This is a genomic window from Phenylobacterium sp. RIFCSPHIGHO2_01_FULL_69_31 (assembly GCF_001824475.1).
In the GTDB taxonomy this organism is placed as follows: Bacteria; Pseudomonadota; Alphaproteobacteria; order Caulobacterales; family Caulobacteraceae; genus Phenylobacterium.
In genome coordinates, this window is sequence record NZ_MHXN01000029.1 from 1 (window position 1) to 25,239 (window position 25,239).

23 protein-coding genes and 1 tRNA gene are annotated in these 25,239 nt (G+C 67.1%); 3 read left to right on the forward strand and 21 right to left on the reverse strand.

Annotated features, from left to right (window positions below):
- Positions 1 to 87: 87 nt before the first annotated feature.
- The 3 genes from fusA to rpsL all read right to left on the reverse strand — a co-directional run bounded on the left by fusA (position 88) and on the right by rpsL (position 3,126).
- Complete coding sequence (fusA, locus tag A2790_RS15220; RefSeq protein WP_293393299.1) at positions 88 to 2,166, reverse strand: elongation factor G; 2,079 nt, start codon at positions 2,164 to 2,166, stop codon at positions 88 to 90.
- Positions 2,167 to 2,269: 103 nt separating this feature from the next.
- Positions 2,270 to 2,743: a 30S ribosomal protein S7 gene (rpsG, locus tag A2790_RS15225; protein WP_068877581.1), complete on the reverse strand. Its 474-nt coding sequence runs from the start codon at positions 2,741 to 2,743 to the stop codon at positions 2,270 to 2,272.
- 11 nt (positions 2,744 to 2,754) lie between these two features.
- Positions 2,755 to 3,126 carry a 30S ribosomal protein S12 gene (gene rpsL / locus A2790_RS15230; protein WP_068877582.1) on the reverse strand — a complete coding sequence of 124 codons (372 nt, stop codon included), beginning with the start codon at positions 3,124 to 3,126 and terminating at the stop codon, positions 2,755 to 2,757.
- Between the two features lie 346 nt (positions 3,127 to 3,472).
- Between rpsL and A2790_RS15235 the strand changes: the two genes are divergently transcribed.
- Positions 3,473 to 4,150, forward strand: a complete 678-nt coding sequence (locus A2790_RS15235) for a hypothetical protein (protein WP_293393302.1) — start codon at positions 3,473 to 3,475, stop codon at positions 4,148 to 4,150.
- On the opposite strand, the gene A2790_RS15240 is transcribed toward A2790_RS15235, so the two are convergent.
- The 12 genes from A2790_RS15240 to A2790_RS15295 all read right to left on the reverse strand — a co-directional run bounded on the left by A2790_RS15240 (position 4,151) and on the right by A2790_RS15295 (position 21,178).
- Positions 4,151 to 5,254 carry a ferritin-like domain-containing protein gene (locus tag A2790_RS15240; RefSeq protein ID WP_293393304.1) on the reverse strand — a complete coding sequence of 368 codons (1,104 nt, stop codon included), beginning with the start codon at positions 5,252 to 5,254 and terminating at the stop codon, positions 4,151 to 4,153. It abuts the gene before it with no gap.
- 94 nt (positions 5,255 to 5,348) lie between these two features.
- Positions 5,349 to 5,678 (reverse strand): zf-TFIIB domain-containing protein, encoded by a 330-nt coding sequence (locus A2790_RS15245; protein WP_293393306.1) that lies wholly within the window; start codon positions 5,676 to 5,678, stop codon positions 5,349 to 5,351.
- Positions 5,679 to 5,738: 60 nt separating this feature from the next.
- Entirely contained in the window at positions 5,739 to 7,703 is a 1,965-nt protein-coding gene (locus tag A2790_RS15250) for a prolyl oligopeptidase family serine peptidase (RefSeq protein WP_293393308.1), read from the reverse strand.
- Positions 7,704 to 7,862: 159 nt separating this feature from the next.
- Complete coding sequence (gene rpoC, locus A2790_RS15255) at positions 7,863 to 12,056, reverse strand: DNA-directed RNA polymerase subunit beta' (protein WP_293393311.1); 4,194 nt, start codon at positions 12,054 to 12,056, stop codon at positions 7,863 to 7,865.
- A 92-nt stretch (positions 12,057 to 12,148) separates the two neighbouring features.
- Positions 12,149 to 16,219 (reverse strand): DNA-directed RNA polymerase subunit beta, encoded by a 4,071-nt coding sequence (gene rpoB, locus A2790_RS15260; RefSeq protein WP_293393313.1) that lies wholly within the window; start codon positions 16,217 to 16,219, stop codon positions 12,149 to 12,151.
- A gap of 420 nt (positions 16,220 to 16,639) precedes the next feature.
- The gene (locus tag A2790_RS15265; protein ID WP_293393314.1) at positions 16,640 to 17,053 is read right to left on the reverse strand and encodes a hypothetical protein; all 414 of its coding nucleotides are present in this window, start codon (positions 17,051 to 17,053) and stop codon (positions 16,640 to 16,642) included.
- A 181-nt stretch (positions 17,054 to 17,234) separates the two neighbouring features.
- Entirely contained in the window at positions 17,235 to 17,618 is a 384-nt protein-coding gene (gene rplL / locus A2790_RS15270; RefSeq protein ID WP_293393316.1) for a 50S ribosomal protein L7/L12, read from the reverse strand.
- A gap of 42 nt (positions 17,619 to 17,660) precedes the next feature.
- Entirely contained in the window at positions 17,661 to 18,176 is a 516-nt protein-coding gene (rplJ, locus tag A2790_RS15275) for a 50S ribosomal protein L10 (protein ID WP_293393318.1), read from the reverse strand.
- Positions 18,177 to 18,469: 293 nt separating this feature from the next.
- Positions 18,470 to 18,901 carry a hypothetical protein gene (locus A2790_RS15280; protein WP_293393320.1) on the reverse strand — a complete coding sequence of 144 codons (432 nt, stop codon included), beginning with the start codon at positions 18,899 to 18,901 and terminating at the stop codon, positions 18,470 to 18,472.
- On the reverse strand, positions 18,898 to 19,728 hold the full coding sequence (locus tag A2790_RS15285) for an enoyl-CoA hydratase-related protein (protein WP_293393322.1): 831 nt from the start codon (positions 19,726 to 19,728) through the stop codon (positions 18,898 to 18,900). Before A2790_RS15285 ends, A2790_RS15280 begins: the two co-directional genes overlap by 4 nt.
- A gap of 7 nt (positions 19,729 to 19,735) precedes the next feature.
- Entirely contained in the window at positions 19,736 to 20,242 is a 507-nt protein-coding gene (locus A2790_RS15290) for a GNAT family N-acetyltransferase (protein WP_293393324.1), read from the reverse strand.
- Between the two features lie 84 nt (positions 20,243 to 20,326).
- On the reverse strand, positions 20,327 to 21,178 hold the full coding sequence (locus A2790_RS15295; protein ID WP_293393326.1) for a LysR family transcriptional regulator: 852 nt from the start codon (positions 21,176 to 21,178) through the stop codon (positions 20,327 to 20,329).
- Positions 21,179 to 21,280: 102 nt separating this feature from the next.
- Here A2790_RS15295 and A2790_RS15300 point away from each other — a divergent pair, with 102 nt between their 5' ends.
- Complete coding sequence (locus A2790_RS15300; RefSeq protein WP_293393328.1) at positions 21,281 to 22,267, forward strand: zinc-dependent alcohol dehydrogenase family protein; 987 nt, start codon at positions 21,281 to 21,283, stop codon at positions 22,265 to 22,267.
- 71 nt (positions 22,268 to 22,338) lie between these two features.
- Here the strand turns inward: A2790_RS15300 and rplA are convergent, their stop codons facing one another.
- The 5 genes from rplA to A2790_RS15325 form a co-directional block, all read right to left on the reverse strand.
- The gene (rplA, locus tag A2790_RS15305; protein WP_293393330.1) at positions 22,339 to 23,028 is read right to left on the reverse strand and encodes a 50S ribosomal protein L1; all 690 of its coding nucleotides are present in this window, start codon (positions 23,026 to 23,028) and stop codon (positions 22,339 to 22,341) included.
- A gap of 4 nt (positions 23,029 to 23,032) precedes the next feature.
- Entirely contained in the window at positions 23,033 to 23,464 is a 432-nt protein-coding gene (rplK, locus tag A2790_RS15310) for a 50S ribosomal protein L11 (protein WP_068876037.1), read from the reverse strand.
- A 166-nt stretch (positions 23,465 to 23,630) separates the two neighbouring features.
- On the reverse strand, positions 23,631 to 24,200 hold the full coding sequence (gene nusG / locus A2790_RS15315) for a transcription termination/antitermination protein NusG (RefSeq protein ID WP_068876039.1): 570 nt from the start codon (positions 24,198 to 24,200) through the stop codon (positions 23,631 to 23,633).
- A gap of 10 nt (positions 24,201 to 24,210) precedes the next feature.
- A complete protein-coding gene (gene secE, locus A2790_RS15320; RefSeq protein WP_293393332.1) occupies positions 24,211 to 24,516 on the reverse strand; it encodes a preprotein translocase subunit SecE in 306 nt (101 codons plus the stop codon).
- Between the two features lie 76 nt (positions 24,517 to 24,592).
- Positions 24,593 to 24,668, reverse strand: a tRNA-Trp gene (locus tag A2790_RS15325).
- 186 nt (positions 24,669 to 24,854) lie between these two features.
- Here A2790_RS15325 and A2790_RS15330 point away from each other — a divergent pair.
- A complete protein-coding gene (locus tag A2790_RS15330) occupies positions 24,855 to 25,079 on the forward strand; it encodes a hypothetical protein (RefSeq protein ID WP_293393334.1) in 225 nt (74 codons plus the stop codon).
- 72 nt (positions 25,080 to 25,151) lie between these two features.
- On the opposite strand, the gene A2790_RS15335 is transcribed toward A2790_RS15330, so the two are convergent.
- Positions 25,152 to 25,239 (reverse strand): hypothetical protein (locus A2790_RS15335; protein ID WP_293393336.1); only part of this gene is annotated, 88 nt, incomplete at its 5' end.

A 25,239-nucleotide genomic window follows, 5' to 3' on the forward strand; every position in this document is an offset into this window, starting at 1 on the left:
CAGTGCGGCTTGTTGCGTTCGAACTTCTCTTTGGCCATTTCAAGCTCCAGCCCTGTCCGGGCTTGTCCTCTTACTAGGGTTGGAAGGTCAGGCGTACTTCTTGATCACTTCGTCGGCGACGACTTGCGGCACCGGGTCGTAGTGGTCGTATTGCATCGTGAACTGCGCGCGGCCCTGGGAGAACGAGCGCAGGGTGTTGATGTAGCCGAACATGTTGGCCAGCGGCACGAAGGCCGTGACCACCTGGGCGTTGCCGCGGGTCTCGGTGCCCTGGATCTGGCCGCGCCGCGAGTTCAGGTCGCCGATGACGTCGCCCATGTACTCGTCCGGGGTCAGGACCTCGACCTTCATGATCGGCTCGAGCAGCTTCGGGGCGCCCTTTTCACGGAGCTCCTTGAAGGCCGCGCGGCTGGCGATTTCGAAGGCCAGGACCGAGGAGTCCACGTCGTGGTAGCCGCCGTCGTACAGCGTCGCCTTGAAGTCGATCAGCGGGAACCCGGCCAGCAGGCCGTTGTCCTTCGCCGACTCCAGGCCCTTCTGGACGCCGGGGATGTATTCCTTCGGCACCGCGCCGCCGACAATGGCGCTTTCGAAGACGAAGCCCGAACCCGGCTCGCCCGGCTCGAACTTGATCTTCACGCGGGCGAACTGGCCCGTACCACCGGTCTGCTTCTTGTGCGTGTAGTCGATGTCCGCGACCTTGCCGAGGCTCTCGCGGTAGGCCACCTGCGGCGCGCCGATGTTGGCCTCGACCTTGTAGGTCCGCTTCAGGATGTCGACCTTGATGTCGAGGTGAAGCTCACCCATGCCCTTCATGATCGTCTGGCCCGACTCCTGGTCGGTGTGGACGGTGAAGGACGGGTCCTCGGCGACCATCTTGGCCAGGGCGACGCCCAGCTTTTCCTGGTCGGCCTTCGACTTCGGCTCGATGGCGATCTCGATCACCGGCTCGGGGAAGTTCATCTTCTCGAGTATGACCGGCGACTTGTTCGGGTCGCACAGGGTGTCGCCCGTGCGGGTGTCCTTCAGGCCCGCCAGGGCGACGATGTCGCCGGCGAAGGCTTCCTTGATGTCTTCCCGGTTGTTGGAGTGCATCAGCAGCATCCGGCCGACCCGCTCGCGCTTGTCGCGCGTCGAGTTCAGCAGGCCCATGCCGGCTTCCAGCTTGCCCGAGTAGATCCGGCAGAAGGTGAGCGAGCCCACGAAGGGGTCGTCCATGATCTTGAACGCCAGGACCGACAGCGGCTCCTCGTCGGACGCCTTGCGCTCGACTTCGGCCTCGGTCTTGTAGTCGATGCCCTTGGTCGGGGGGATGTCCACCGGCGACGGCAGGTAGTCGACCACGGCGTCCAGCAGCGGCTGCACGCCCTTGTTCTTGAAGGCCGAGCCCGCGAGGATCGGGTAGAAGGCGCCCGTCAGCACCGCCTTGCGGAGGCACTTCTTGATGACGTCGATCGAGGGCTCTTCGCCGCTCAGGTAGGCTTCCATCGCCTCGTCATCGAGCTCGACGGCGTTCTCGATCATGTAGTTGCGGGCCTCTTCGGCCTCCGCCTTCATGTCGGCCGGGATGTCTGCGTCGTGGTAGTTCGCGCCCAGGCCTTCAGACTCCCAGACCACCGCCTTCATGCGGACCAGGTCGACGATGCCCTTCAGGTTCGACTCCGAGCCGATCGGCAGCTGGATCGGAACCGCCTTCACGCCCAGCCGCTCGCGGATGGTCTTCAGGCACATCTGGAAGTCGGCGCCGATCTTGTCCATCTTGTTGACGAACACGATCCGCGGAACGTTGTAGCGGTCGGCCTGGCGCCAGACCGTCTCGGTCTGCGGCTCGACGCCCTGGTTGCCGTCCAGCACCGCCACGGCGCCGTCCAGCACGCGCAGGCTGCGCTCGACTTCGATGGTGAAGTCCACGTGCCCGGGGGTGTCGATGATGTTCAGGCGCTTGCCGTTCCAGAACGCGGTCGTCGCGGCCGACGTGATGGTGATGCCGCGCTCCTGCTCCTGCTCCATCCAGTCCATGGTGGCCGCGCCATCGTGGACTTCACCGATCTTATGGCTCTTGCCGGTGTAGTAGAGGATCCGCTCCGTCGTCGTCGTCTTCCCGGCGTCGATGTGCGCCATGATTCCGAAGTTGCGGTAGTCTTCGATCTTATGCGTGCGGGGCATAGCGGATGCTCTGCGAAAAAGGATGTGTGCGGGAGGCTGAACGAACGGCGCGGGCGGTTTATCTCAAACCGCCCGCGCCGGAAAGCTCACTTGGAAGTCGGGCTTACCAGCGGTAGTGCGAGAACGCCCGGTTGGCTTCGGCCATCTTGTGCGTGTCTTCACGCTTCTTGACGGCGGCGCCGCGGTTCGAGGAGGCGTCCAGCAGCTCGCCGGCCAGCTTCTCGGTCATGGTGTTTTCGCCGCGGTTGCGGGCGGCGTTGATCAGCCAGCGGATCGCCAGGGCGCGGCGGCGCTCGGGGCGCACTTCCACGGGGACCTGGTAGGTCGCGCCGCCGACCCGGCGGGAGCGGACTTCGATGGCCGGGGCCACGTTGTCGAGGGCGGTGTGGAAGGTTTCCAGCGGGCCCAGGTCCTTGCGGCGGTTCTCGAGGATATCGAAGGCGCCATAGACGATGGTCTCGGCCACGGCCTTCTTACCTTCGTACATCACGTAGTTCATGAACTTGGTGACGACGAGATCCCCGAACTTCGGATCCGGGAGGACTTCACGTTTATCTGCGCGACGGCGACGGGACATCTCTGAATTCCTTACTTCGGACGCTTGGCGCCGTAGAGCGAACGGCGCTGGCGACGATCCTTGACGCCTTGCGTGTCGAGCACGCCGCGCAGGATGTGATAACGGACGCCGGGCAAGTCCTTCACGCGGCCGCCGCGGATCAGGACCACCGAGTGTTCCTGCAGGTTGTGACCTTCGCCGGGGATGTAGCACACAGCTTCGATGCCGGTGGTCAGACGGACCTTGGCGACCTTACGCAGAGCCGAGTTCGGCTTCTTCGGGGTCGTGGTGTAAACCCGGGTGCAGACGCCGCGGCGTTGCGGGCACCCCTTCAGGGCCGGGACCTTGTTGCGCGCCGGCTTGTTCTGCCGGGGCTTACGGATGAGCTGGTTGACTGTCGGCATCTAGTCTCGCTTGCGTGGAGGCGTGTGCCGTTTGGCCGAGGCGCCTCAGTTGGGATCGTTTTGGTCGTTGCTCGAAGCCCACCCATGAAACGCAAAAACTCGCCGGAGCACCGTAGCGGCGTTCCGGCGGGAGCGGCTCATCGGAGCTGGGAAGAATCCCCGGCCTCGAAAGAGCGCGCTACATAGTCGGGAAGGGCCGTCTCGTCAATCTGCGTGCGGATAGGGCCGGAAGATCGGCCGTGGCCATGAATTCGCCTCGCGAACGCCCCTTCCCTAAGGCGCAGCTTTCGCGAGTAGGCAAGGAGCGTTGATGCCGGCGGCGGGTCGGAGCCGGAGGTATGGGATTGTGGCGGCCTCGCTGGCCGTCCACGCGGTGCTCGCGACCCTGCTGGTCCTGCACGCGCCGCGCCTGCGCATGCCCGAGATGCGCTCCGGTCCGCCCGAGCCGATCATCCCCGTCCTGATCATGCCGCGCACCCCGCCCGCCGCCAGCGCGCCTGACGGCAAGCCCACGCCGATCCGCCTGCACCGGCGCCAGACCCGCTTCTCCGAGCCCCCGCCGGTGGCGCCGCTGGTGGTCCCCGAACGGCCCCAGGACGCGCCGCGGCCAGCCGCCGCCGCCGGCCCCAGGACGTTGGCGATCCCGCCCTATGAGGACGCCCTGGCCTCCAACGCCCGCAACGCGTTGCGCAGCCGCCGCAACTGCGACGACCCGAACCTGTCGCGGTCCGAACGCGAGGCGTGCCAGGACCGGTTCTTCGCCGGCGGCCGCGACGCGCCCCCGCTCGGGCTCGGCATCGAGGGCGGCAAGGCCTCCGACCTCGCGCGCGCGGCCCTCCGCAAGGAGCAGGACTACGGCTACAAGCGCTCGGCCGGTGGCGGCCAGGGCACGACCGGCTCCGGCTACAACTCGGGCCGCATCGCCTCGCCCGGGGCCCCCAACCTGGGGATGGGCGCATCGTCGCAGGACATCGGCGGGGTGACCGGCAACGACTCCCGGCGCGAGGCGAAGGTCCCGTTCTGATCAGGCGGCGACGCGGGCCTTCATCTCCAGCGGCGCCTCCAGCACGGCCCAGTCGATCATCCCGTCGTGCTGCAGGCTCTCGAACTCCAGCACGCCCAGTTCCTCGAACTTCGGCCGGATGGCGTCCGTCAGCAGGCCCACGCGCTTGAGGTTGGGGATCATCCGCTCGAACAGGAACTTGCGGAACGCCTGACCGCCGTGGCTCCGGGCGTTGATCTCCAGCGCCTCCTCATGGGTGAAGCCGAACTCCTCGGCCACCGTGGTCGAGACCAGCCGGTTCTTCATCACCACGCAGGCCTCGTAGGCGAACTGGGCGCGCTCCTCGATCTGGTCCTGCGGCAACGAGCGGATCCAGTCCTCCAGGTAGTTCACCCCGAACGCCACGTGGCGGCCCTCGTCGCGCATCACCAGGCCGATGACCTGCTTCAATAGCGGGTCCGGCGTGCTCTCGTGGATGGTCTGGAACGCGGCCAGCGCCAGCCCCTCGATGAGGATCTGCATGCCGATGAACTTCAGGTCCCACCGCTCGTCGGTGAGCACCTTGTCCAGCAGGAACTTCAGGTTCGGGTTGATCGGGTAGATCATGTGGCACCGCTCCATCAGGTAGCGGTGGAACACCTCCACGTGCCGCGCCTCGTCGAAGGTCTGGGAAGCGGCGTAGAGCTTGGCGTCGTGGGTCGGGGCGCAGCTCACCAGCTGCGAGGCGACCATCAGGGCCCCCTGCTCCCCATGCAGGAACTGCGACAGCGTCTGGGCGCTGGTCCGGTGCATGAAGTCGGCCTTCTGGGCCGCGGTCAGCGTCTTCCACTTGGGATGGTCGCTGAACCCCTCCGGCTCGGGCGCGTCTGCCCGCGGCGCCGGCGGCGGCAGGGTCCAGTCGACGTCCAGTTCGGAATTCCAGTTGAACCGCTTGCCCAGCTCGTAGAGCCGCCGGATGCGGGCGTTCGCCGCCTCGTAGTCCCAGTTGTACGAGCCCGTCAGCGGCGTGCGGAATATCTCGCGGATGACCTCAACGTCGTGGTCGGTCAGCCGGTGGGCGAGATCCTCCTCACCGAAGTACTGCACCTCGGTGGGCGGACCCTTGACCTCTTGGACCTGCAGCATGGGCATCTCCCTGTCGCCCGGTCTGCTCCGGGCCTGGGGAGATCATAAAAATGACGCCGGCGTCATCTTTGATCGAGATCAACCTGGAAGGCGCTCAATCGAAGATGTCGAAGATGTCGAAGCCCTTCTTCTTCTTCTTGTAGTGGTAGTCGTCGTCGTAGCGGTAGCGCCCGTGCTCCCGGTCGTAGGGGTGCTTGCGCTTCCACTCGTCGGGGCTGCGGTGGAACTCGGACACCTCGCGCTCGAACCGCTGGCGGTCCTGCTGCTGGCCCACCTGTTCCTCGCGCTGGCCACTCAGCAGCTTCTCCAGCTCGCCGCGGTCGAGCCAGACGCCGCGGCAGCTGGGGCAGATGTCGATCTCCACGCCGGAGCGGGCGACGTTCTGCATGGACGTGTTGCAGTTCGGGCAGAGCAGCAGCGGCACGGGCAGTCCTCCTGGGTGAAGGACTGATCTAGTGACTCATACGCGTATGCCAAGGGGCAATCAGTTCACCGGCAGGTTCTTCGCCAGGAATCGCTCCAGGACCTCCAGCGTCTGGGTCCGCGTCGCGCTGCGGGTGAGGTAGTGGTTCTCGTTCTCGAGGATCACCAGTTCGTGAGGTATGTTGAGGTCCTTCAGTCGAGCCGACATCAGCTCAGACTGTTCGATCGGCACGAGAGTATCCCGCTCGCCGTGGATCATCAGGATCGGTGTTCGGGCGGCGGCGGCGGCATTGCGGAGAGGGGATTGGGCCTCGAGCTTGGCTCGGGTCGCACCGCCGATCTCCTCCCGGAGTTCTTCGATCGTTGCGCCATCCCGCCCGTACACGCGCGAACTCTCAAGGAGGAACGTGCCAAGGTCGGCGATGCCGCCGATCGCGGCCGCGCACCGGTAAGAGCCTGCTTTCAAGGTGGCGCCCGCTAGCGCGGCATAGCCGCCAAACCCCATGCCGACGATGCATACCCGGCCGCTGTCGATCTCGCCGCTGCGGGCTAGCGCCGCGACCCCATCGAGCAGATCAGTCTGCATCTTGCCGCCCCATTCGCCCTTGCCCGCGTCTTCGAACGCCTGGCCGAAACCCCATGACCCACGGAACTGCGGCTGGAGGACGGCGTATCCCCGGGTCGCCAGGAATTGGACGATATAGTTGAACCCAAAGGCGTCCCTCACTGTTGGACCGCCATGCGGCAGCACCACGAGTGGAAGCTTGGCCGCGTTCGTCGCCCCGGGCGGGAGCGTGAGATAGGCGCGGATCGTCAGACCATCGCCCGCGGGATAGGTGAGCCAGCGGGTCGTTCCGAACGGGGTATCTTTCAGTTCTGGGTATTCCTCGCCGACCGGAGAGATCTCCTTACGGGCCCGATCGTACAAGTACCAGGCCCCGGGCGATGAGGGAGACGTCACGCGCGCAAGATATCGATTGCGGTCCTTCGACCAACTCCAAAGGAACACGTCTCGGCCCTTGAACGCCCGGGCCAGAACGCCGTGCGCCGCCCCGATCTCGGAATCTAGCCACTCGATACTTGGTCGCTCTTCACCCGTGGACAAGCCTACCGGCGCGTCCCGATGGCTATCCCAGACCACGTTCAACGAGGGCTGCATCGACGTCTGCCCGACGACTGTCTCGGCGCCGTCAGCGAGCCGACGGGCGACTAACGTCCCGGTGGGGTTGAGATAGATGGAATCCGTAGCTTCAGAGTAGCCGTAATAGTGGCGTCGACTCTTGAAGCTCCCGCCCATCCACACAGGCTTCCATGGTCCGGCTCCGCCGGCCTTTCCGAAGACCGAAAAACGATGGGTGAGTTGGTCGACGTCGAGGCGCACCCGGGGCCGACCCGCCCGGTCGACCGACCAGGATACGGTGTCGTAATCGCCCCGCTCCACCAACGCGCCTTTTCCGGTCGCGGGGTCGGCGCGCCACAGCGAGAAGAGGAAGTCCCCCTCCTTGCGCTTCATCCGCGTGTCCATGCGTGCGCTGGCGCCGCTGCCCTCGATTAGACCGAGGACCATGGCTTGGGGCTTGCTATCGGATGTGATGCCAAAGATCGGCTGCTCCAACAACGCCCGCGAAAGCGTGTCGGACTCTAGCAGTCGGGTCACCGCCCTCCCTTCAGGGGTGATCACGACGTTGCGTTCGAAACGATAGCCGGACTTGGAATAGCCCTCTTCCCAGAACGCGATCCGAGCCAGGATGTAGTCATCGCCGACCCATCCGACGCCGACACCTTCAATATCACCAAGCTTAAGTGTCGGCAGTTGAGGCTGGTCGATGGTGGCGATGGAGACCATCGGCCCCTCGGCCGTGCTTCCAAGGAGGGCGATCCGCGATCCGCTGGGGGAGATTTCCGCGTCCAGCACCGCGGGAACCCGCCCGAAGGCCGAGGCCGGTGGAGGTGCGGCCTGCGCCCCCGCGGCCACACCGAAGACAGCGGCCGCAGCCGCCCACACAACACCCCGCACCGACGCCACCCTGACTTGCTCCCCCGAGAGTCGCAGCTTAGCCGTCAGCCCGGGGCGGCGCCTAGGCGGAAACAAGCGCCGCCGTAGTCAGAGACGTCGGCCGCCCAAAACGAAACGGCCCGGGGTTTCCCCCGGGCCGCTCGTTACGCGTGACTGGTCTGGAGAGGCTTAGCCCTCGACCGTCTCGGCGACCGCCGCATCGGCGATCTCCGCCGGCAGCGGCTCCATGGCCTCCTCGCGGCTGGCCGTCAGGGCCTCGTCGCGCTTGGCGGCGATGCGCTGGAGGTTCCGTAGGTACGAGCCCGTGCCCGCCGGGATCAGGCGACCCACGATCACATTCTCCTTCAGGCCTTCCAGGGTGTCGCTCTTGCCCTGGACCGCGGCCTCGGTCAGCACCCGGGTCGTCTCCTGGAAGGAGGCGGCCGAGATGAAGCTGCGGGTCTGCAGGCTGGCCTTGGTGATGCCGAGCAGGACCGGCTGGGTAAGCGCCGGACGGCCGCCGCGGGCTTCCGCCTTAGCGCTTTCGTCCTCCACTTCCTGCTTGTCCAGGTGGTCGCCCTTGAGCAGGCCAGTGTCGCCCGGCTCGAGGATCTCCACCTTCTGCAGCATCTGACGGACGATCGTCTCGATGTGCTTGTCGTTGATCGGCACGCCCTGCAGTCGGTAGACCTCCTGGATCTCGTTCACCAGGAAGTCGGCCAGCGCCTCGATACCCTGGATCCGCAGGATGTCGTGCGGGTCCGGGTTGCCGTCGATGATGTACTCGCCCTTCCGGATCACGTCGCCGTCGTGGACCGCGATGTGCTTGCCCTTCGGGATCAGGAATTCGACCGCCTCGCCACCATCCTCGGGGGTGATCTTGATGCGGCGCTTGTTCTTGTAGTCGCGGCCGAATTCGACGCGACCGTCCATCTCGGCGATGACCGCGCAGTCCTTCGGACGCCGGGCTTCGAACAGCTCGGCCACCCGCGGCAGACCGCCGGTGATGTCGCGGGTCTTGGCGCTCTCGGTCGGGATACGCGCCATGATCTCGCCGGGCTTCACCTCGTCACCGTCGCCGATGGAGAGAATGGCGCCCACCGGGAGCAGGTAGCGGGCCTCGCCGCCGTTCGACAGGCGCTTGTACGCGCCGTCCTCGCCCAGCACCGACATGGCCGGACGCAGGTCCGAACCCTTCGAGCTGGCGCGCCAGTCGATGACCACGCGGTTGGAGATGCCGGTGGCTTCGTCGGCTTCCTCGCGGAACGAGAAGTTCTCCACCAGGTCCTCGAACCGCACCTTGCCGCCCACTTCGGTGATGATCGGGGTGGTGTAGGGGTCCCAGCTGGCCAGGCGCTCGCCGCGCTTGACCTTGCCGCCGTCCTTGACCTGCAGGCGAGCGCCGTAGGGCACCTTGTAGGACTCGCGGTCCTTGCCATCGACCTGGACGGTCAGGGTCAGGTTGCGGCTCATCGAGATCAGCCCGCCGTCGGCGGCGACCACGGTGTTGCCGCCCGAGATCCGCGCGATGCCTTCGTTGGCGCTTTCGAAGAACGACTGCTCGGCCACCTGGGCGGTGCCGCCGATGTGGAAGGTCCGCATCGTCAGCTGGGTGCCGGGCTCGCCGATCGACTGGGCGGCGATGACGCCGACGGCCTCACCGATGTTCACCGGCGTGCCGCGGGCCAGGTCGCGGCCGTAGCAGGCGCCGCAGACGCCGACCTTGGTCTCGCAGGTCAGGACCGAGCGGATCTTCACCGACTGGACGCCGGCGCTCTCGACCAGATCGCACATGTTCTCGTCGAGATAGGTGTCGGCCGGGACGATCACGTCGTTGGTGCCCGGGTCCTTCACGTCCTCGGCCGCGAAACGGCCCAGGATGCGCTGGCCCAGGCTGACGAGCACGTCGCCGCCCTCCACCACCGCGCGCAGCGTGATGCCGCGCGTGGTGCCGCAGTCTTCCTCGGTAATGATGCAGTCCTGCGCCACGTCGACGAGGCGGCGGGTCAGGTAGCCCGAGTTCGCCGTCTTCAACGCGGTGTCGGCCAGGCCCTTACGGGCACCGTGGGTGGAGTTGAAGTACTCCTGGACGGTCAGGCCTTCCTTGAAGTTCGAGATGATCGGCGTCTCGATGATCTCGCCGGACGGCTTGGCCATCAGGCCGCGCATCCCGCCGAGCTGCTTCATCTGGGCCTGCGAACCGCGGGCGCCGGAGTTGCTCATCATGAAGATCGAGTTGATCTCCTGCTGGCGGCCGTCGGCCCCCACAGGCGCCGAGCTGACCTCGGCCATCATCTCGTCGGCGACCCGGTCCGTGGCCTTGGCCCAGGCGTCGACCACCTTGTTGTACTTCTCGCCCTTGGTGATCAGGCCGTCGGCGTACTGCTGCTCGTACTCTTCCACGAGCTTGCGGGTCTCTTCGACGATCGGAGCCTTGCGGGCCGGGATGACGATGTCGTCCTTACCGAAGGAGATCCCCGCCTTGGCCGCCTCGCGGAAGCCCAGGCCCATCATCTGGTCGGCGAAGATGACCGTCGCCTTCTGACCGCAGTGCCGGTAGACGGCGTCGATCAGATTGCCGATCTCCTTCTTGGTCAGGTTCTTCTCGAGCAGGCGGTGGCCGATGGCCTGGTTGTGCGGCAGGAGGGCCGCGATCTTCATCCGCCCGGGCGTCGTGTCGATGACCTTCCGCACGACGTTGCCGTCGGCGTCCATCTCGGTGTGACGCGCCTTGATCTTCGAGTGCAGCGTGACCACGCCGGCGTCCAGCGCCTGGTCGATCTCGGCCAGGTCGGCGAACACCTTGCCCTCGCCGGGCTCGTTGTCCTTGGCGAGCGACAGGTAATAGAGGCCCAGGACGATGTCCTGCGACGGCACGATGATCGGACGGCCGTTGGCCGGCGACAGGATGTTGTTCGTGCTCATCATCAGCACGCGCGCTTCCAGCTGGGCTTCCAGCGAGAGCGGCACGTGGACGGCCATCTGGTCGCCGTCGAAGTCGGCGTTGAACGCCGCGCAGACCAGCGGGTGAAGCTGGATGGCCTTACCCTCGATCAGCTTGGGTTCGAACGCCTGGATGCCCAGGCGGTGGAGCGTCGGCGCGCGGTTCAGTAGCACGGGGTGCTCGCGGATCACCTCGTCCAGGATGTCCCAGACGGCCGGCTGCTCGCGCTCCACCATCCGCTTGGACTGCTTGACGGTGCCGGAAAGGCCCTTGGCGTCGAGCCGCGCGTAGATGAACGGCTTGAACAGCTCCAGCGCCATCTTCTTCGGCAGGCCGCACTCGTGCAGCTTCAGCTCGGGACCCACCACGATGACCGAACGGCCCGAGTAGTCCACGCGCTTGCCCAGCAGGTTCTGGCGGAACCGGCCCTGCTTGCCCTTCAGCATGTCGGCCAGCGACTTCAGCGGACGCTTGTTGGCGCCCGTGATCACGCGGCCGCGGCGGCCGTTGTCGAACAGGGCGTCGACGGCTTCCTGCAGCATCCGCTTTTCGTTGCGGATGATGATGTCCGGTGCGCGCAGCTCGATGAGGCGCTTCAGGCGGTTGTTCCGGTTGATGACCCGGCGGTAGAGGTCGTTCAGGTCCGAGGTCGCGAAGCGGCCGCCGTCCAGCGGCACCAGCGGGCGCAGTTCCGGCGGGATCACGGGGATCACCGTCAGCACCATCCACTCGGGCTTGTTGCCGCTCTCGGTGAAGCTCTCGATGAGCTTCAGGCGCTTGGACGCCTTCTTGAGCTTCATTTCGGAGGTGGTGGTCTGCAGTTCCTCGCGAAGCTTCTCGGCCTCCTTCTCGAGGTCGATGCCCTTCAGCAGGCCCTGGACCGCCTCGGCGCCGATCTCGGCGGTGAAGCTGTCGTCGCCGAACTCTTCCTGGAAGCGCAGGTAGTCGTCTTCCGACAGCAGCTGGTGCTGCTTCAGCGGGGTCAGGCCCGGCTCGGTGACGATGTAGTGCTCGAAGTACAGGACGCGCTCGATGTCCTTCAGCGCCATGTCCAGCATCAGCGCGATGCGGCTCGGCAGCGACTTCAGGAACCAGATGTGGGCGACCGGCGAGGCCAGCTCGATGTGGCCCATCCGCTCGCGGCGGACGCGCGCCAGGGTGACTTCCACCCCGCACTTCTCGCAGATGATGCCCTTGTACTTCATGCGCTTGTACTTGCCGCACAGGCACTCGTAGTCCTTCGTCGGACCGAAGATCCGCGCGCAGAACAGGCCGTCACGCTCGGGCTTGAACGTGCGGTAGTTGATGGTCTCGGGCTTCTTGATCTCGCCGAACGACCACGAACGGATCTTCTCGGGCGAGGCCAAGGCGATACGGATACGGTCGAAGGTCGGAGCGGCCTGGACCGGATTGAAGATGTTCAGGACTTCCTGGTTCATCTTGGTTCCTTCTGCGGGACGGTTCCCGCGAAAATTTCAGAGCTGGGCGGAGTGAAGCGCCCTCCCCCTTCCGGGGGAGGGCTTCGCATCCGTCAGCTGTTCTCCAGCTCCACGTTCAGGCCGAGAGAGCGCATCTCCTTGACCAGCACGTTGAAGCTTTCCGGGATGCCGGCCTCGAAGGTGTCGTCGCCGCGGACGATGCTCTCGTAGACCTTGGTCCGGCCCGCCACGTCGTCCGACTTCACCGTCAGCATTTCCTGCAGGGTGTAAGCGGCGCCGTAGGCCTCCAGGGCCCACACTTCCATTTCCCCGAAGCGCTGGCCGCCGAACTGGGCCTTACCGCCCAGCGGCTGCTGGGTGACGAGGCTGTACGGGCCGATCGAGCGGGCGTGGATCTTGTCGTCGACCAGGTGGTGCAGCTTCAGCATGTAGATGTAGCCGACCGTGACCGGACGCTTGAACCGCTCGCCCGTCTGGCCGTCGTACAGGTACGACTGGCCGGAACGGTCGAGGCCCGCCTTTTCCAGAAGGTTCTCGATGTCGTCGATGTGCGCGCCGTCGAAGACCGGGGTCGCGAAGGGGATGCCCTTCGAGAGGTTCCTGGCCAGCTCGATCAGCTCTTCGTCGCTGTCCGGCAGCTCCTCGTCGGGCCCGTAGGTCCCGGCGAGGTAATCGATCAGCGCCTGGCGCTGGCCGCCGTTCTGCCAGGCTTCCAGCAGGTCGGCGACCTGCTTGCCCAGGCCGGCCGAAGCCCACCCGAGGTGCGTCTCGAAGATCTGGCCGACGTTCATGCGCGACGGCACGCCCAGCGGGTTCAGCACGATGTCCACGTGCTGGCCGTTCTCCAGGTAGGGCATGTCCTCGATCGGCAGGATCTTGGAGATGACGCCCTTGTTGCCGTGACGGCCGGCCATCTTGTCGCCCGGCTGCAGCTTGCGCTTCACCGCCACGAACACCTTGACCATCTTCATCACGCCGGGGGGCAGTTCGTCCCCGCGCTGCAGCTTGTCGACCTTGTCCTCGAAGCGGCGGTCGAGGCGCTTGCGGCCCTCGTCGAACTGGCGGCGCATGGCCTCCAGCTCGCCCATCGCCTTCTCGTCGTCGAGGGCGATCTGCCACCACAGGCCGGGCGGGATCTCTTCGAGCTTGTCGGCTTCGATCTTGCCCCGCGCCAGGCCCTTCGGACCCGACACGGCGGTCTTGCCCACCAGCAGGTCGCGCAGGCGGCTGGTCATGTTGCGGTTCAGGATGCCGAACTCGTCGTCGCGGTCCTTGCCCAGGCGGTCGATTTCCGCCCGTTCGATGGCCAGCGCACGTTCGTCCTTGTCGACGCCGTGACGGTTGAAGACGCGCACTTCCACGATCGTGCCGGCGACGCCCGGGGGCAGGCGCAGGGACGTGTCGCGGACGTCAGAAGCCTTCTCGCCGAAGATGGCGCGCAGCAGCTTCTCTTCCGGCGTCATCGGGCTCTCGCCCTTCGGCGTCACCTTGCCGACCAGGATGTCGCCCGGCATCACCTCGGCGCCGATCGCCACGATGCCCGCTTCGTCGAGGTTGCGCAGGGCTTCCTCGCCGACGTTCGGGATGTCGCGGGTGATCTCTTCCGGGCCCAGCTTGGTGTCGCGGGCCATGACCTCGAATTCCTCGAGGTGGATCGAGGTGAAGATGTCGTCGCGCACGATGCGCTCGGAGATCAGGATCGAGTCCTCGAAGTTGTAGCCGTTCCAGGGCATGAACGCGACGAGCGTGTTCCGGCCCAGGGCCAGTTCGCCCAGCTCGGTCGACGGGCCGTCGGCGATCACGTCACCGGCGCGGATCTTGTCGCCCACCTGCACCAGCGGACGCTGGTTGATGCAGGTCGAGGTGTTCGAACGCTGGAACTTCTGCAGGCGGTAGATGTCGACGCCGGGCTTGGTCGGGTCGGTCTCTTCCGTTGCGCGGACCACGATGCGGGTGCCGTCGATCTGCTCGACCACGCCCGAGCGGCGGGCCGTGACGACCGCGCCGGAGTCCACCGCCACGACGCTTTCCATGCCGGTGCCCACCAGCGGCGCATCCGACTGGATGAGCGGCACGGCCTGCTTCTGCATGTTCGAGCCCATGAGGGCGCGGTTGGCGTCGTCGTTTTCCAGGAACGGGATCAGCGAGGCGGCCACCGAGACGACCTGCTTCGGCGACACGTCCATCAGGTCGACCTGCTCGCGCGGCAGCAGCGAGGGCTCGCCGTTGACCCGGCCGGGGACCAGGTCGTCGACGATGGAGCCGTTGTCGAGCTTGATGTTGGCCTGGGCGATGACGTGCTTCGCCTCTTCCATGGCCGACATGTAGACGACCTCTTCGGTCGTCTTGCCGTCCTTGATCCGCCGGTACGGGCTCTCGATGAAGCCGTACTTGTTCACCACCGCGTGGGTGGCGAGCGAGTTGATCAGGCCGATGTTCGGGCCTTCCGGCGTCTCGATCGGGCAGATCCGGCCGTAGTGGGTCGGGTGCACGTCGCGGACTTCGAAGCCCGCCCGCTCACGCGTCAGACCGCCCGGGCCAAGGGCCGACAGGCGGCGCTTGTGGGTGATCTCCGACAGCGGGTTGGTCTGGTCCATGAACTGCGAGAGCTGCGAGGAGCCGAAGAACTCCCGCACGGCCGCGGCCGCCGGCTTCGCATTGATCAGATCGTGCGGCATGACCGTGTCGATATCGACCGAGCTCATGCGCTCCTTGATGGCGCGCTCCATGCGGAGCAGGCCGACGCGGTACTGGTTCTCGAGCAGTTCGCCCACCGAACGGACTCGGCGGTTGCCCAGGTTGTCGATGTCGTCGATCTCGCCCTTGCCGTCGCGCAGGCCGACCAGCGTGGTCAGCACGGCCAGCACGTCTTCCTTGCGCAGGATGCGCACGTCGTCCGGGCAGTCGAGCTCCAGACGCATGTTCATCTTCACGCGGCCGACCGAGCTCAGGTCGTAGCGCTCGCCGTCGAAGAACAGCGACTTGAACATGGCCTCGGCGGCTTCCACCGTCGGCGGCTCGCCCGGACGCATGACGCGGTAGATGTCGAACAGCGCGTCCTCGCGGGCGGTGTTCTTGTCCACCCGCAGGGTGTTGCGGATGTAGGCGCCGATGGTGACGTGATCGATGTCGAGGACGTCGAGGGTGGTGAAGCCCTGCTCTTCCAGCGAGGCGATCAGGCCCGCGTCCAGCTCGTCGCCGGCTTCGGCGTAGATCTCACCCGTTTCGAAGTTGACCAGGTCGCGCGCCAGGTAGCGGCCGTTCAGGGCCTCCGGAGGCAGCAGCAGGGTCTTCAGGCCGTTGTCGGCGAACTTCTTAGCGTTGCGCGCCGAGATCTTGGTGCCGGCCGGAGCGATCTCCTCGCCGCTGTCGGCATCGATCAGCGGGAACTCCGGCTTCACCCCGCGCCAGCGCTCGGGGATGTAGGCCGTGGACCAGCCGCCCTTGTTCTTCTCGTAGGCGACGGTCTTGTAGAACGTCGAGAGGATCTCCTCGCCGTCCATGCCCAGGGCCATGAGGAAGGTCGTGGCCGGCAGCTTCCGGCGGCGGTCGATGCGGACGTAGAGGATGTCCTTGGCGTCGAACTCGAAGTCGAGCCAGGAGCCGCGATAGGGGATCACGCGCGCGGCGAACAGCAGCTTGCCCGAGGCGTGGGTCTTGCCCTTGTCGTGGTCGAAGAAGACGCCCGGCGAGCGGTGCATCTGCGAGACGATGACGCGCTGGGTCCCGTTGACGATGAAGGTGCCCTTCTCCGTCATGAGCGGGATATCGCCCATGTAGACGTCCTGCTCCTTGATGTCCTTCACGGAGCGGGCGCCGGTCTCTTCGTCGGTTTCGAAGACGATGAGGCGCAGCTTCACCTTCAGCGGCGCGGCATAGGTCATGTCGCGCTGGACGCATTCCTCGACGTCGTACTTCGGCTCTTCGAACTCGTACGAGACGTACTCGAGCACGGCGCGCTCGTTGAAGTCCTTGATCGGGAAGACGGACTTGAAGACCGCCTCCACGCCCTCGTCACGGCGCTCGCCGGCGCGCACTTCGCGCTGCAGGAACTGCTCGTAGGAGGAGCGCTGAACCTCGATCAGGTTCGGCATCTGCACGGCTTCGGGAATGCGGCCGAAAGACTTCCGGATCCGCTTCTTACCGGTGAAGGATTGCGCCATTTTGATCCCTTGAGGACGCCAGGAGGGGACTCCGGGCGTCGAGTGCTTCATCCTGCGTCCGCCCTGCTGACCCCCTTGCGGGGGCCGGACGCTGGAATGCTCCCTGTATCGTCGGGAGCGCCCCTTCGCATGGTCGGAGGGCTAGGGACCATGCCTCGGGGCCTGCACGCGCGAAGGCCGCATCGAAAGATGTGAATCGGAAGATGTTTCGCGAACGGGCGGAAATAGGCCCTTTGGAGCCGCTTGTGAAGCCCCTCACGCCGAAAATTCGTGCGGAACGCGAGAGGACGACGCGGAGCCGTGTCCTCCGCGCCGTCCGTTGGGTCGCCCGGGCATGTCCCGGGTTGTCATGCTGACGTTCGTTCTCGCCCCAATAAAACCTTTCAGGCCGACGGCCGGTTCCCAGAGCGGATCCGCAATTTACCGGCGCGGCAGCAAGGTTCCGAACGGGTTGGCCTGGGGCGATGGTTGAGTGGGTGACGGGCCCGCGTCTGCCGGTGGCGCCGGCGGCGGGACGGCGGGCTGGCTGCGGGCTGCGCCGAGAGCCTGGCTCAGCACGCCGGCGATCCCCGCCGCGGCGGCCGCCTTGCCCCCACCAAGGCCCCCGAGGCCAAGATTTTCAAGACCTGGCCCGGCGGTTCGGACACCGCCCAGGCCCAGCTTGGCCCTGAGCTGGGCGCACTCGGCCAGGCCCGCTCCCATCGGCGAGTTGCAGATCTGAACGGCTTGGTTCAGCCGGTTGATCTCGTAAGCCGTCTGCGCGCGCGCCGGCGCGGCGGACAGGCCCGCGGCGGCCAGGGCGCCGAGCGCCACATAGAGCGTGATCCTGGTCATGGCCGGACAGAACTCCCCCTCCGTCTCCGAACCGCGAGGATGGGTCATGGCGCCGGCCGCGCCCTCCCCCGTTCGGGGGCATGAAAAAAGGGCCGGGATTGCTCCCGGCCCTCGATCTTCAGAAGTGCTGATGCAGCACCCGTCTGCAAGACGCAGATGCGCGACGCTGTCGCGCGTCGGCTTACTTGATGGTGACGGAGGCGCCGGCTTCTTCCAGCTTCTTCTTGATTTCTTCCGCTTCCTGCTTGGAAACGTTTTCCTTCACGTTCTGCGGAGCGCCTTCGACCAGGTCCTTGGCTTCCTTCAGGCCGAGGTCCGGACGGACGCCGCGGACTTCCTTGATCACGTTGATCTTCTTGTCGCCACCGGCGGTCAGAACAACGGTGAACTCGGTTTGCTCTTCGGCGGCTTCGGCCGGAGCGGCGGCGCCCGGCGCGGCGGCGGCGACGGCCACCGGAGCGGCGGCGGAAACGCCCCACTTTTCTTCCAGCAGCTTGGAGAGCTCAGCGGCTTCCAGGACGGTCAGGGCCGACAGGTCGTCGACGAGCTTTTCGAGATTGGCCATTGGTTTAAATCCTTAAGAGAGAGGTTTGTCGGGAAGTGACGATCAGGCGGCGTCTTTGGCGGCGTAAGCGCCCATGACGCGAGCCAGCTGACCGGCGGGAGCCTGCAGAACGCCAGCGATCTTGGTCGCGGGAGCTTGCAGAAGGCCGACGATCTTGGCGCGGAGCTGATCCAGCGACGGCAGGGTGGCCAGAGCGGTCACCGAGGCCTTGTCCAGCACCTGTTGACCCATGAAGCCGCCAATGACGGTGAACTTGTCGTTCTCCTTGGCGTACTGGGTCGCGACCTTGGCGGCGGACACCGGATCGGGCGCGAAGGCGATGGCGACCGGACCCTTGAAGAGGGCGTCGCCCTCGTCGCCGATCGAGCCACCGAGCGCCTTCGTGGCGAGGGTGTTCTTCACCACCTGCAGCTGGGCGCCTTCGTTGCGAAGACGGCCCCGCAGATCGGTCATTTCCGCAACGGTCAGACCCATGTAGTGGGTCACGACCACGGCGCCGGCGTCAGCGAAGACGCCCTTGAGCGTCTCGATGGCTTCCTGCTTTTGAGCGCGGTCCATTGCGGTCTCCATACTCAGGTTCGACGCGCGCGCGGATGCGCACGCCGCAAAGCACCTGTCCTGTTCGGAGAAGCCGCAGCCTCGCGCTCATCCTTGGCGGATGACCGGCGAAACCTCATCTTCCCGTCTCCCTATGACCGAGGAAGGGCTCTTCCTCGCGTTCCGGCCGTCGGTGGCCCCGGCGGCTTCATAGTTCTTGGACAGGATCGGTCGGTCCGTAGACCTTCCGTCCACGCCGTTCCCCTTGCGGGGACCGACGAAGCGCGGGCGTTTACACGAGAAGTCCCGCTGATTCAACCCGCCGCCAGCCACGCCTCCAGCACGGCGGCCTTGGCAAGGTCCTTCGGCCGCCCAAACAGGCGCAGGATGCGAAGCTGCTCGGCCCCCGCCGGGATCGGGCCCGAGACCTCCAGCAGCCGGCCCCGCACCCGCAGGCCGCCCATCACCTCCACCGGCCCCCAGGGCGTGACGTAGCGCACGAAATGCTCGGAACGAAACGGCCCGTCTGGCGCCTTGGCGGGGGCCTCGTCCCGCCATCCAGCCCAGGCGGCGGCCAGGCGCCCTGCCCCGTCGACGCTGGTGACCACGTCCAGGTCCGCCGCCGTGTCGAGCGGCGCCCCCAGCAGGATCAGCGCCCCGCTGCCGATCAGGCTCCAGGGTGCGGCGAAGGCGTCCAGGTCGGGCGCCACCCGCGCGACCAACGCCTCTACCTCGGCCGGCGTCATCCCTGTCCGGTCCAGTTCGCCGGGCGCTTCTCCATCCAGGCCTTCACGCCCTCCTTGTAGTCGGGCTCGCGGGCCATCTGCGCCAGCAGCACCTCGGCCGCCTTCACCGACGTGGCCGCGTCGCGGTGCAGGTCGCGGTAGATCTGGCGCTTCGTCTCGCGCGCGGACCCTGGCGCCACCGAGGCGGCGAGGGTGCGAGCATAGGCCAGCACCTCCTCCACCAAGCGCTCGGCCGGCACGATCCGGTTGAGGAACCCCATGGCCATGGCCTCCTCCGCCGTGAACACCCGGCTGGACAGCAGAATGTCGTTGGCGTGCGTCAGCCCCACGATCCGGGGCAGCACCCACGACAGCCCGTACTCCGCCGGGAAATTGAACCGCCCGTGCGCCGCCGTGAACTTCACCCCCGGCGCGCAGAACCGCAGGTCGGCGAAGGCGGCCAGCACCAGGCCCACGCCGGCCGCCGCGCCGTTGATCGCCGCGATGATCGGCTTGCCCACCCCGAAGTGGTAGGCGAACGCCGCGTCGAACGCGGGGTCGATCCCGAACCCCGGCTCGGCGATGTCCTCGGGGGTCCCCGGGTCGTAGCCGCCCTTCGCCGAATGGCCCTCCAGCGCCTGCAGGTCGGCCCCGGCACAGAACGCCTGCCCCTCGGGATCGCCGGTCACCACGATCACGCGCACGCCCGGATCGCCGCCGGCCTCGCGCAGCACCCAGCGGTATTCGGTGTGCATCCGCCCGGTCCAGGCGTTGCGGCGCTTCGGGCGGGCGAGCGTCACCACGGCGATCCCGTCGGCGATCTCGTAGCGAAGGGTCTTCAGGTCCATGCCAGCACTATGCCACGACGAAGCGCAGGATCGCGCCGTTCCAGCGGTCGTCGTCCTGATCGCGCATCTCCACGCCGCCGATCGCCGCCGTCTCCGCCACCCCGCGCCAGAATGCCAGCGCCCCGACGTTCCGGCGGGCCACCGCGATCTCCCACTGGCCGGGCCGGTCCTGGATCGCCTGCAGCGCGGCCGCGCGTCCAACCCCCTCGCGCCGGTAGTGCCGCGCGACGAAGAACTCGCCCATGTTGAAGTCGGTCGGCGCGCCGGAATGGCTGTGCCGGTCGATGAGGGCGAAGCCCGCCAGCCGCCCATCCGCCCGGATCAGGAACGGCTCGGCGCCTGCCTCGGACCAGTAGGCCGCCAGCGGCGGATAGGACGGGAAGCGCCCGTCCTCCTGCAACTCCACCTGCCGCTCCGCCCAGAAGTCGGCGAAGTCGTGGACATAGAGCTGGAAGAGGTTCTCGACCGTCGCGCGGAGGTCGGGCGTTGCGCTTTGAAGCTCGACCTTCGGCATGGCGGGCGCCCGGACAGACGCGGCGCCAAGGCCGCGCCGATCGCCTAGCACGGATCGTCGGACCGGCGCGAGCGGCCGCAGGCGCTAGGCGGCGAGACGCGCGATGACCAGGTCGAGCAGGGCGCGAAGCCGGCGCTGGCGGCGCAGGTCGCGATGATAGCCCACGAAGGTGTCCCGGCCCGGCGGCGGCTCCCCGAGATCCACCGCCTCGATGCCGGGCGTGGCGTCGGCCAGCGGCCGCGGCAGCACCGCGATCCCCGCCCCCAGGGCGCAAAGCCGGGCCTGTACCTCGCGATTGTTGCTGCGGGTGGCCACGCGAGCGTTCGGAAGCTTCCGCTCGATCCAGGCCACGTCCGGCATGCCGCCGAAGGCGGTGTCCATCAGCACCAGTGGAAAGCCGGCCCCATCCCCAGCCGTCGGATGCGGCCCTCCTGCCTGGACATAGACCCCGTAGGGAATGCTGAGCAGCCGGCGCGAGATCACCTCCGGCTCCTCGAACGGTCGGATCCTGAACGCGAGGTCCGCTTCCCGCCGAGCCAGGCTGTAGACGCGCGGATCGGTCAGCAGTTCCACGGTCACCCGCGGATGCAGCCCGGAGAACTCCGCCAGCACCGGCGTCAGCAGCACGACACCGAACCAGTCCGAGCAGGAGACGCGCAGCAGGCCCTCCAGCACCGCCTCGCCGCCGGCCAGCTCGCGTTCGAGCGCCAGCGCTTCCTCCTCCATGCGCTCGGCGTGGGGGAGCATGGCCTGACCTTCGTCGGTCAGGACAAAACCCTCCCGGGTGCGCTGGAACAGCGTGTGCCCCAGCGCCGCTTCCAGCGCCCGAAGCCGCCGCCCCATGGTGGGCTGGGTCTGGCCCAGTCGCCGGCCGGCGGCCCCCAGCGTCCCGTGGCGGGCGATGGCCAGGAAGATCCGGACGTCGCTCCACTCCACTGCGCCACCAAACGATTCTGCATGAGAAGCATGCACATTGGATCGTTTCCATGCCGCTTGCCAGGGGCCACATCGGTGGCCGGCCTACGGAAGGAGCAAGCCATGACGACGATGCAGGCCCTGGCGGTGAGCCGCCATGGCGGTCCGTTCCAGCTCACGGAGGTCCCCCGCCCAGCGCCGGGGCCCAGGCAGGTGCTGGTCCGCATCCACGCCAGCGGGATCAATCCGCTGGACGCCAAGATCCGCGCCGGGGCCGCACCCCATGCGCGCCAGCCGTTGCCGGCCGTCCTGGGCCTGGACCTTGCGGGAGTGGTCGAACAGGTCGGCCCCGGCGTCGAGGTCTTCCGGCGCGGCGACGAGGTCTACGGCATGGTCGGGGGCGTGGGCGGTCTGCAGGGCACGCTTGCGCAGTACGCCGCCGTGGACGCCGGGCTTCTCGCGCTAAAGCCTGCGAACCTTTCGATGCGCGAGGCGGCGGCCCTGCCCCTCGTCGCCATCACCGCCTGGGAGGGTCTGGTGGATCGGGCGAAGGTCGGCGCCGGCCAGACGGTGCTGGTGCAGGGCGGCGCCGGCGGCGTCGGCCATGTGGCCGTGCAACTGGCCCAAGCCTTCGGCGCTCGCGTCTACGCCACGGGTCGCGGCCCGCAGGCGCCGTTGATCCGCAGCCTCGGCGCCACGCCGATCGATCTGGAGACGCCGGTCGAGACCTACGTCGCCGAGCATGCCGGCGGCCGCGGCTTCGACATGGTGTACGACACCGTAGGCGGCGTCGCCCTGGACGCCTCGTTCGCCGCGGTCCGCCGCTTCGGCCATGTGGTCAGCGCGCTCGGCTGGGGAACCCACGCCCTGGCGCCGCTCAGCTTCAAGGGCGCCACCTATTCGGGCGTGTTCACCCTGCATCCGCTGCTCTCGGGCGAAGGCCGCGCGCACCACGGCGAGATCCTGCGCGAGGTCGCCCGGCTGGTCGAGGCGAGCAAGCTGGCGCCCCGCCTCGACCCGCGCCGCTTCGGCCTGGCCGACATCGAGGCCGCCTACGACGCGCTCACCGATCGGACGGCGGATGGAAAGCTCGTGGTGGACATCCTCTGACGGCGTGCGCCGCGCAAAGAAAAAGGCGCGGGGATCGCCCGCGCCTTCGTCTTTTCTGGCTGTCGTCCGGCTTAGGCGCCGACCGAACCGGCCTCCACCTTGAAGCCCGGGCCCATCGTCGACGACAGGCTGATCTTCTTGATGTAGGTGCCCTTGGCGCCCGACGGCTTAGCCTTGTTGAGGGCGTCCACCAGGGCCTTCACGTTGGCCTGCAGGGCTTCCTCGGTGAACGAGGCCTTGCCGATGCCGGCGTGGATGATGCCGGTCTTCTCGGTACGGAACTCGATCGAGCCGCCCTTGGCGTCCTTCACGGCCTGAGCCACGTTGGGCGTCACGGTGCCGACACGCGGGTTCGGCATCAGGCCGCGCGGGCCCAGCACCTTACCCAGACGGCCGACCAGGGCCATCATGTCCGGCGTGGCGATCACGCGGTCGAAGTCCATGAAGCCGCCCTGGATGCGCTCGACCAGGTCTTCGGCGCCGACGACTTCGGCGCCGGCCGCGGTGGCCTCGGCCGCCTTGGCGTCCTTGGCGATGACGGCGACGCGGACGTCACGGCCCGTGCCCGACGGCAGGGCCACCACGCCACGGACCTGCTGGTCGGCGTGACGGGGGTCGACGCCCAGGTTGACGGCGATCTCGATGCTTTCGTCGAACTTGGCGTTGGCGTTGGCCTTCACCAGCTTCACGGCGGCGTCCAGCGGATGGGCGACGGTGGTGTCGCCGGTCCAGGCCTTCATGCGCTTGGCTTGCTTTGCCATGGTCTTAGGCCTCCTCGATCTGCAGGCCCATCGAGCGCGCGGAGCCCTCGATGATCTTGGCGGCCTGCTCGAGATCGTTCGCGTTCAGGTCCTTCATCTTCTTCTCGGCGATCTCACGCAGCTGGGTGCGGGTGATCTTGCCGGCGCTGTCGCGGCCGGGCGCCTTGGAGCCCGACTTCAGGCCGACCGCCTGCTTGATGTAGAAGGACGCCGGCGGCGTCTTGGTGACGAAGGTGAACGACTTGTCCTGGTAGACCGTGATGACGGTCGGAAGGGGCGTGCCCTTCGCTTCCTTCTCGGTCCGGGCGTTGAACTCCTTGCAGAAGCCCATGATGTTGACGCCGCGCTGACCCAGCGCCGGCCCGATGGGCGGCGAAGGGGTTGCAGAGCCCGCGGGCACCTGCAGCTTGATATAGCCCAAGATCTTCTTGGCCATCTTTGCTCCTCATGGCTCGTCAGAGCCGGTTGAGCCGTGGTGCGGGGTCACGGTGGCCGCCCCCTCCCACGGATTTGAAATCGCCGACGGAAAACAAAGAACGCGCCCGTCGGCGAAGGGCGCGCTCCTATCAGGTAAGCGGCGCGGCGACAACCGCGGCCAAATATCAGCTCGCCTTTTCGACCTGGCCGTATTCGAGCTCGACCGGCGTGGCGCGGCCGAAGATGGAGACGGTGACGCGCAGGCGGGCGCGTTCCTCGTCGACCTGTTCCACCGAGCCGTTGAAGCTGGCGAACGGGCCGTCGATGACCTTCACGGTCTCGCCGATCTCGAAGGAGATGGTCGGCTTCGGCCGCTCCACGCCCTCTTCGATGGCGCCGACGATGCGCTGGACTTCCTTTTCCGACACCGGGATCGGCTTCGAGCCCGAGCCCAGGAAGCCCGTCACCTTCGGGGTGTTCTTGATCAGGTGGTAAGCCTCGTCCGACAGCTCCATCTTCACGAGCACATAGCCCGGGAAGAACTTGCGCTCGGAGTTGACCTTCCGACCCCGGCGGATCTCGACCACGTCCTCGGTGGGCACCAGGATCTCGGAGAAGTTCTCCTCGAGCCCCTGGTTCTTGGCCTGCTCACGGATGCTCTCGGCCACCTTCTTCTCGAAGTTCGAGTAGGCGTGGACGATGTACCACTTGTGGCGGGGGTTGCCCTTCGGGGCGGAGGCGGCAGCTTCAGACATGTTGTTCTTCTTACCCGCCGGTGGCCACACGAAGCAGCCAGGTGATGGCGAAGTTGAGGACGGAGTTGACGAGCCAGAAGAACAGCGCGGCCATGACCACCATGATCGCCACCATGACGGAGGTGATCCAGGTCTCCTTGCGGCTCGTCCAGGTGATCTTGCGCGCCTCGGCGCGGACCTCGCGGAAGAACTGCGCGATGCTGGTCTTCTTCTTGGGGGCTTGAGCCGCGACCGCGCTGGGCGTGGCCATGACCGCGGCCGTCTTGGCGGCGCGGTCGCGGATCGCTTGCGGGCTCTGTCCCGGTTTCTTGGCCATGCGGCGCTTCAAACTCTCATCTGGGACGGCGGCCCTCAGGCCCCGCCCCGGTTTATCCTACGCATTATATAGGTGGTGGCAGGAGTGGAGGGACTCGAACCCCCGGCCCTCGGTTTTGGAGACCGATGCTCTACCAGCTGAGCTACACTCCTTCAGCACCCCTACCCGGTCGTCTCGCCTGGTTTCCTGTCCCGGGCGAAGGCCCGTGAACCGCGCTCCGGCGGCTAGAAAACTGAAGACTCCACGATGTCGGGTAGGACGCAGGCGTATGACGCAAGCGCCCCGCGTTTTCAAGCCTCTTGCGCGGAGCAAACCGGCGCCTGGGCCGTTACGGGCCCATGACCCAATCCCCACCCCCCGGCTCCCACGACGCCGCCTACAACCGCGACCAGGACCAGAAGCCCGGCGCGCCCCGCATGGCCCAGGAACCCGCCGGGTCCGAAGGCTCGGCCCGCTCGCCCAAGACGGCCACCGACCCTGCCAGCGGCGAGCACCGCCGCGAGGAGCCGGCGCCCAACCAGGCCAAGACCGACCAGACCGACGGCGCCGGCCACAAGGCCTGAGCCCAAGCAGAAGGGGCCGCCGGATGGTGTCCGGCGGCCCCTGGTATTTGGATGGTCGGGTAGGCTTTGGGCCTACTTGATGATCCTGGAGACCACGCCCGAGCCGACGGTCCGGCCGCCTTCGCGGATCGCGAAGCGCAGGCCCTGGTCCATGGCGATC

Excerpts from the sequence above, each read along its gene's own strand:
- fusA (WP_293393299.1), bottom strand. The coding sequence starts at position 2,166 with ATGCCCCGCACGCATAAGATCGAAGACTACCGCAACTTCGGAATCATG.
- rpsG (WP_068877581.1), bottom strand. The coding sequence starts at position 2,743 with ATGTCCCGTCGCCGTCGCGCAGATAAACGTGAAGTCCTCCCGGATCCG.
- rpsL (WP_068877582.1), bottom strand. The coding sequence starts at position 3,126 with ATGCCGACAGTCAACCAGCTCATCCGTAAGCCCCGGCAGAACAAGCCG.
- A2790_RS15240 (WP_293393304.1), bottom strand. The coding sequence starts at position 5,254 with ATGCTGCAGGTCCAAGAGGTCAAGGGTCCGCCCACCGAGGTGCAGTAC.
- rpoC (WP_293393311.1), bottom strand. The coding sequence starts at position 12,056 with ATGAACCAGGAAGTCCTGAACATCTTCAATCCGGTCCAGGCCGCTCCG.
- rpoB (WP_293393313.1), bottom strand. The coding sequence starts at position 16,219 with ATGGCGCAATCCTTCACCGGTAAGAAGCGGATCCGGAAGTCTTTCGGC.
- A2790_RS15265 (WP_293393314.1), bottom strand. The coding sequence starts at position 17,053 with ATGACCAGGATCACGCTCTATGTGGCGCTCGGCGCCCTGGCCGCCGCG.
- rplL (WP_293393316.1), bottom strand. The coding sequence starts at position 17,618 with ATGGCCAATCTCGAAAAGCTCGTCGACGACCTGTCGGCCCTGACCGTC.
- rplJ (WP_293393318.1), bottom strand. The coding sequence starts at position 18,176 with ATGGACCGCGCTCAAAAGCAGGAAGCCATCGAGACGCTCAAGGGCGTC.
- A2790_RS15280 (WP_293393320.1), bottom strand. The coding sequence starts at position 18,901 with ATGACGCCGGCCGAGGTAGAGGCGTTGGTCGCGCGGGTGGCGCCCGAC.
- A2790_RS15285 (WP_293393322.1), bottom strand. The coding sequence starts at position 19,728 with ATGGACCTGAAGACCCTTCGCTACGAGATCGCCGACGGGATCGCCGTG.
- A2790_RS15290 (WP_293393324.1), bottom strand. The coding sequence starts at position 20,242 with ATGCCGAAGGTCGAGCTTCAAAGCGCAACGCCCGACCTCCGCGCGACG.
- A2790_RS15300 (WP_293393328.1), top strand. The coding sequence starts at position 21,281 with ATGACGACGATGCAGGCCCTGGCGGTGAGCCGCCATGGCGGTCCGTTC.
- rplA (WP_293393330.1), bottom strand. The coding sequence starts at position 23,028 with ATGGCAAAGCAAGCCAAGCGCATGAAGGCCTGGACCGGCGACACCACC.
- rplK (WP_068876037.1), bottom strand. The coding sequence starts at position 23,464 with ATGGCCAAGAAGATCTTGGGCTATATCAAGCTGCAGGTGCCCGCGGGC.
- nusG (WP_068876039.1), bottom strand. The coding sequence starts at position 24,200 with ATGTCTGAAGCTGCCGCCTCCGCCCCGAAGGGCAACCCCCGCCACAAG.
- secE (WP_293393332.1), bottom strand. The coding sequence starts at position 24,516 with ATGGCCAAGAAACCGGGACAGAGCCCGCAAGCGATCCGCGACCGCGCC.
- A2790_RS15330 (WP_293393334.1), top strand. The coding sequence starts at position 24,855 with ATGACCCAATCCCCACCCCCCGGCTCCCACGACGCCGCCTACAACCGC.